General features: G+C 61.1%; 6 protein-coding genes. 4 read left to right on the forward strand and 2 right to left on the reverse strand.

The window, feature by feature from the left end; translation table 11 throughout:
• Positions 1 to 6: 6 nt before the first annotated feature.
• Both N5D22_RS25510 and N5D22_RS25515 read right to left on the reverse strand, forming a co-directional pair.
• Complete coding sequence (locus N5D22_RS25510) at positions 7 to 252, reverse strand: hypothetical protein (protein ID WP_279658615.1); 246 nt, start codon at positions 250 to 252, stop codon at positions 7 to 9.
• A gap of 219 nt (positions 253 to 471) precedes the next feature.
• Entirely contained in the window at positions 472 to 2,571 is a 2,100-nt protein-coding gene (locus N5D22_RS25515; protein ID WP_279658616.1) for a S9 family peptidase, read from the reverse strand.
• 223 nt (positions 2,572 to 2,794) lie between these two features.
• Between N5D22_RS25515 and N5D22_RS25520 the strand changes: the two genes are divergently transcribed.
• The 4 genes from N5D22_RS25520 (at position 2,795) to N5D22_RS25535 (ending at position 6,315) form a co-directional block, all read left to right on the forward strand.
• Positions 2,795 to 3,196, forward strand: coding sequence for a DUF930 domain-containing protein (locus N5D22_RS25520; RefSeq protein ID WP_279658617.1), 402 nt, complete (start codon positions 2,795 to 2,797; stop codon positions 3,194 to 3,196).
• A 105-nt stretch (positions 3,197 to 3,301) separates the two neighbouring features.
• Positions 3,302 to 4,201, forward strand: a complete 900-nt coding sequence (locus N5D22_RS25525) for a dihydrodipicolinate synthase family protein (RefSeq protein ID WP_279658618.1) — start codon at positions 3,302 to 3,304, stop codon at positions 4,199 to 4,201.
• Between the two features lie 51 nt (positions 4,202 to 4,252).
• A complete protein-coding gene (locus N5D22_RS25530) occupies positions 4,253 to 4,978 on the forward strand; it encodes a polysaccharide deacetylase family protein (RefSeq protein WP_279658619.1) in 726 nt (241 codons plus the stop codon).
• Positions 4,979 to 5,235: 257 nt separating this feature from the next.
• On the forward strand, positions 5,236 to 6,315 hold the full coding sequence (locus tag N5D22_RS25535; RefSeq protein ID WP_279658620.1) for a trifunctional transcriptional activator/DNA repair protein Ada/methylated-DNA--[protein]-cysteine S-methyltransferase: 1,080 nt from the start codon (positions 5,236 to 5,238) through the stop codon (positions 6,313 to 6,315).
• Positions 6,316 to 6,418: the final 103 nt, after the last annotated feature.

Consider the following 6,418-nt stretch of genomic DNA (forward strand, 5'->3'; position numbering starts at 1 on the left):
GTGTTTTCAGTTGGCAAAGCGGGAGCACTGCAAAGCCCGGATTGCCAAGGGCGAACTGACATGGCGCGTGGAAAAGCCGAAAAATGACGGCAAGAAGAATATCCGCAGAACACGCTGCGGCATTGCCACAAGAAGAGCGGCGAAAAAGCGCATGAATATGTCAACGACCGGCATAATACGGCCAAAAAGTGATATTGCAACGCGTAATGGCGCATCGCAGCCATGCATTCGATTTTTGGAACGTTTTTTCATTTGCCACAATACATGAAATATATTCTGATTTTATAGAAATATACTGATGATTTTAGTATGAAGAAATAAAAATCCAGATAGAATCAAGTTGTGATTCAAGGAAAAAATGAAGTCGCGATTTTGTGGAAAAAATATTCGAAAAGAGGTTTTTTGAAGGTATTTTTATACTGTTTGGAGCCGGGCGGCGGTCCTGTCGCCGCCCGTTCCACGGTCAGGATGTCAAACAGCGTCCTTGCCGGCCACCTTCAGCGCGAAGGCATATTCGAAGGCGATTTCCTCCAGCCGCTGGAAACGGCCGGACTTGCCGCCATGGCCGGCCGCCATGTTGGTCTTGAGCAGGATCGGTGCTTCTCCCGTCGTCTTTTCGCGCAGCTTCGCCACCCATTTGGTCGGCTCCCAATAGGTCACCCGCGGGTCGGTCAGGCCGGAAAGCGCCAGGATAGGCGGGTAGGGCTTTGCACCGACATTGTCATAGGGGCTGTAGGCGGCGATCCAGCCGTATTCCTCCGCTGAGTCAAGCGGATTACCCCATTCCGGCCATTCAGGCGGGGTGAGCGGCAAAGTGTCATCGAGCATGGTGGTCAGCACGTCCACGAAAGGAACGGCGGCGATGATGCCGGCGAATTTTTCCGGCGCCATATTGGCAACGGCCCCCATCAGCATGCCGCCGGCCGAGCCGCCTTCGGCGATAATGCCCTCATAGGAAGTGAAGCCTTCCTGAACCAGATGATCGGCGGCAGCGATGAAGTCCTTGAAAGTGTTCTGCTTGGCTTCCATCTTGCCGGTCTCGTACCATTCGAAACCCTTGTCCTTGCCGCCGCGGATGTGGGCGATGGCATAGATGAAACCACGGTCGGCGAGCGACAGCGTGGTGGTGGAGAAAGAGGCGGGAATGGAGATGCCGTAAGCGCCATAACCATAAAGCAGGCAGGGGGCGGAACCGTCAAGCGCCACATCCTTGCGATAGAGCAGGGAGACCGGCACCAGCTCGCCATCATGCGCAGGCGCCATGATGCGGCGGGTGATGTAATCATCCGGATTGTGGCCGGAGGGCACTTCCTGCGTCTTCAGCAGCGTGCGCTCGCGCGTCACCATGTCGTAATCGAACAGCTGGCTCGGCGTCGTCATCGAGGAATAGGAGAAGCGGATGACATCGGTGTCATATTCCGCCGCGCCATGCAGGCCGAGCGAATAGGCCTCTTCGGCAAAGGCGATGGAATGTTCCTCGCCGGTGCGGCGGTCGCGGATGACGATGCGCGGCAGGCCGTCGCGGCGTTCCAGCCAGATCAGGTGGCGGGCATAGGCATCGACGGAGAGAATGAGGCGGCCCGGCTCATGCGGCACGACTTCTTTCCAGTTTTCCTTGCCGGGTGCGGTGACCGGGGCTTCCACGATGCGGAAATCCTTGGCGTCGCCGTCATTGGTGAGGATGAAGAAGACGTTGCCGCCTTCGCACATCGAATATTCGATGCCTTCCTCGCGCTCCGCCACGATAGCAGGCTCGGCCGTCAGGTCTTTGGTGGAGAGAATGCGATATTCGCTGGTCTCATGGTCGTGAATGTCGATGAAGATGAAATCGTCGAGAACCGACGCGCCGACGCCCATGAAGAAACCGGGGTCCTTTTCCTCATAGACCAGCCGGTCGGCCGATTGCGGCTCGCCGATAATGTGATGGAAGACCTTGGAGGGGCGGTGGTTCTCGTCCTGCAGCGTATAAAAGAAGCTCTTGCCATCGGGCGCCCATGCGCCGCCACCGCCGGTGTTTTCCACGACGTCGGCAAGGTCTTCGCCGGTTTCGAGGTTGCGGATGCGCAGGGTGAAATATTCCGAACCCTTGTCGTCATAACCCCAGATGCCGTGGCTGTGATCGGAGGACTGGTCGAGACCGGAGAGGCGGAAATAGTCCTTGCCTTCGGCTTCCTTGTCACCATCAAGCAGCACATGTTTTTCGCCGCCATCGCGCGGGGTGCGGAAATAATGCGGCTGCTCGCCGCCGGTCACGAACAGCGTGCCATAGGCATAGGGGCCGTCCCTTACCGGAACGGAGGAATCATCCTGCTTGATGCGGCCCTTCATTTCCTCGAACAGCTTTTCCTGAAGCGCCTTGGTGTCACCCATGGCTGCTTCCATATAGGTGTTTTCCGCCTCCAGATGGGCGCGGATCGCCGGGTCGAGAATGGACGTGTCCTTGAACATGGCCTGCCAGTTATCGGCCCGGAACCATGCGTAATCGTCGGTGCGGGTAATGCCGTGATGCGTGTCCTGGACGGGCCTTTTTTCGGCGGTCGGGGCAATGGGCAGGTTCTTGAAAATCGGCAATGGAAACTCGCTTTCCTGTAAAAATTCCTGGGCGGCACCAAGATGTAGAGTGCCGCTTGCGGCCGATCAAGTTTCAAATCTCCACAGGCTTGATGGCGTTCGGGCACAATTTGGTCAGCTTTCGATCACATTTTGGCAATATCCGGCAAATCAGCGATGATGGATGCGGGCCGTTCGGCCTGCCGCCCACCACATGAACAAACGAAAAAACTGACAGGATCCCATGCGAAAGCTTCTTCCCGCTGCCCTTTCTGCCTTTTTCCTTGGCTTGCAGACCTTCACCCCCGCTTTTGCGATCGACGCCAGCGTCATGCGGCAGCTGAATGCGCTGGCCCCCGAGGAGCGGCTGGAACAGCGCTGCGATATCGAGGCGATGGAAAGGATAGCGACCGAGCAGAAGGGCATGCGGCCGGACAAGGTCATCGCTTATACGTTCGGCGATCCGGAAGTGGGCAAGAACTCCATCAAGGCGCCGGGGGCGGTCTTCAGGAGCGCGGGCGAATGGTACAAGCTCAAATACAAGTGCCAGCTGAAGAGCGACAGCCTCAGCATCCAGTCCTTCGATTATCGTGTGGGCGACAGGATTCCCGAGGAACAGTGGAAGAAGTTGTATCTTTATGACTAGCCAAGGATTTTTTCGGTTGCCGGCAGGCGTTTAGCCTCTGCTTTTCTTGCCGCTTCGCCACCGGCTCTGTAACCCTGCTTGCCGATCAAAGCGAGGGAGACGGGCATGGCGACACGATTCAAGGGGCTTTCGGCTTTTCCGATCACGCCGGCCGACGAGGCCGGGCAGGTCGACACACAGGCTTTTTCCGCCCTCATCGAGCGGCTTGATGCGGCCGAGGTGGATTCCGTCGGCATTCTCGGCAGCACCGGCATCTATATGTATCTGTCGCGCGCGGAGAGGCGCCGGGCGATCGAAGCGGCCGCCGCGGTCCTTAAGGGCAAGCGCACACTCATGGCCGGCGTCGGCGCGCTGCGCACCGATGACGCCGTGGCTTTGGCAAAGGACGCCGAAGCCGCCGGTGCGGATGCATTGCTGCTCGCGCCCGTGTCCTATACGCCGCTGACGCAGGAAGAGGCCTATCACCATTTCGCCGCCGTGGCGGGTGCGACGGGCCTGCCGCTCGCCATCTACAACAATCCGACGACCACCCGCTTCACCTTCAGCGACGAGCTTCTGGTGCGGCTTGCCTATATCCCGAATATCCGCGCCATCAAGATGCCGCTGCCGGCCGATTCCGATTATGCCGGTGAGCTTGCGCGGCTGAGGCCGAAGCTGGGGCAAGATTTCGCCATCGGTTATAGCGGTGACTGGGGCTGCGCTGACGCCACGCTTGCCGGCGGCGACACCTGGTACAGCGTGGTCGCCGGCCTGCTGCCGGTTCCGGCCCTGCGGCTGATGCGGGCGGCTCAGGCCGGCAATGCGGAAGAGGCGAAGAGGATCGATGCGGCCTTCCAGCCGCTCTGGGCGCTGTTTAAGGAATTCGGCAGTATCCGCGTGGTTTATGCCGCCGCCAATATCCTGTCGCTGGCGGTGAGCGAACCGCCCCGGCCGATCCTGCCGCTCACCAGCGCCGAACGCCAGCGGGTGGAAGAGGCGCTGTCCGCACTGGAAACCGCGCCTTAATTCGGGCGCTTTGCGGGCGGATTGCCACCTCTTCACACTCCGGAACATAAAATGCTGCGTCGTCTCTTCCTTGCCGCCCTGTTTGTCTCCACCGCATCCGCCGCCTCTGCGGGGACCGGCCTTGTCGAGCCGACGCTGAAGATGACGCCACAGCATGACGGCAAGGTGCGGGTGGCGATGACGCTGGACGCCTGCATGGGCAAGACCGACCACCGCATTCTCGATACGCTGGTGAAGGAGCGCATTCCCGCGACGATCTTCGTCACCGCCCGCTGGCTGAAACACAATGGCGAGGCGCTGGCCGTGCTCACGGCGCATCCGGATCTGTTCGAGATCGAAAACCACGGCGAAAACCATGTGCCGGCGGTGGACAAGCCCATTGCCATCTACGGCATCGCTGCCGCCGGTTCCGAAATGGCGGTCGAGCAGGAGGTGGAAGGCGGCCGTCAGGCCATCGTCGCCGCCACCGGCCTCCAGCCGCAATGGTTCCGTGGTGCCACCGCCAAATATACCAGGTCCTCCATGGCCACCATCAACCGGCTCGGCATGCGGGTGGCCGGTTATTCCGTCAATGGCGATGGCGGCTCGCTGCTGGGGGCGGCAGCGACGGCGAAACACATCGCTTCCGCCAGGGATGGCGATGTCATCATCTCCCACATCAACCAGCCCACCCATGAAGCGGGCGAGGGCGTGGTGAAGGGCCTTCTGACGCTGAAGGCGCGCGGCGTGATTTTCACGCGGCTGGACGATCCGTCCTTCGCACCGCCGGGGAATTGATCCGCAAGGTTGCCGCCCGTTTCTTCTCCCCGCCGGGGAGAAGATGCCCGAAGGGCAGATGAGGGGGCAAGCTTTCCGCATCTCTCCACCGTCGCCCCCTCATCCGGCGCTGCGCGCCACCTTCTCCCCGGCGGGGAGAAGAAATATGCCGCACCGGCTTGGCCGCGAAACGGCGCGGACACGAGCCGACAACATCCCTCACATCAATGCCCGTTTTTCGGCGGCGCGGGCCAAAAAATTGCCCTAGCATCCTCCCCATGATGCTGTTCAAACGCCCCGACACCGAAACGCTCTATTCCGCCCTTGTGAACAAGGACCCCGCCTATGAGGGCGTGGCCTATGTCTGCGTGACCTCGACCAAGATCTTCTGCCGTTTCACCTGCACGGCGCGCAAGCCGAAGATCGAGAACTGCCGGTTCCGCGAGACCATCGCCGAATGTCTGGAGGCCGGTTTCCGCCCCTGCAGGCGCTGCAAGCCGATGCTGTCCTATGGCTCCGCCGATGAGACCGTGACGTCGCTGCTGACGGCGCTGGAAAATGAACCGGCACGGCGCTGGCGCGAGGAGGATGTGGTCGCGATGGGCCATGATCCGTCCACCGTGCGCCGCACCTTCAAGCGCCGTTTCGGCATGAGCTTTCTGGAAATCGCCCGGTTGCGGCGGGTGGGCGGCGCGGCGGAAAGCATCGCTTCCGGCGAAGCGGTTATCGGCGCGCAGATCGATGCCGGTTACGAATCCGGCAGCGGTTTCCGCGCTGCCATCAACCAGTTCTTCGGCTCTTCCCCCGCCGCCATGAAAGGCAAGGGGTTTTTGAAGGGCGACTGGATCGATACGCCGATCGGCCCGATGCTCGCCGTCGCCGACGATCATGCCCTGCATCTCCTCGAATTCGCCGACCGGCCGGCGCTTCCGGCTGAACTGAAGCGGCTGAAAGCGCGCACCGGTGCGGATATGGTGCTCGGCCGGACGGCTGTGACCGGCCAGATCGAAGCGGAACTCAAGGCCTATTTCGCCGGCCGTTCGGCCGCCTTCGAAACCCGGCTTGCCGGCCATGGCACACCCTTCGAGCGCGATGTCTGGCGCAACCTGCGGGAAATCCCGGCGGGGGAGATCGTCAGCTATTCCTCGCTCGCAACCGCCATGGACAGGTCATCCGCCGTGCGTGCGGTCGCGCGCGCCAATGGTGCGAACCAGATCGCCATCGTCGTGCCCTGTCACCGGGTGCTGGGCGCGGATGGCAGCCTGACCGGATATGGCGGCGGGCTGTGGCGCAAGAAATGGCTGATCGAGCACGAACGCCGCATGGCGAACCGCCAGGGCATGCCGCTCGCTTCCTGAGCGGCCTGGCTGCTGGTTTTCAGGAGGTTGTCGATTGACGGTCGGCGCGTGGGGTTTACCCCCTCTGCCCTGCCGGGCATCTCCCCCACAAGGGGGGAGATCG

Source organism: Agrobacterium sp. GD03872, assembly GCF_029840625.1.
In the GTDB taxonomy this organism is placed as follows: Bacteria; Pseudomonadota; Alphaproteobacteria; order Rhizobiales; family Rhizobiaceae; genus Agrobacterium; species Agrobacterium fabrum_A.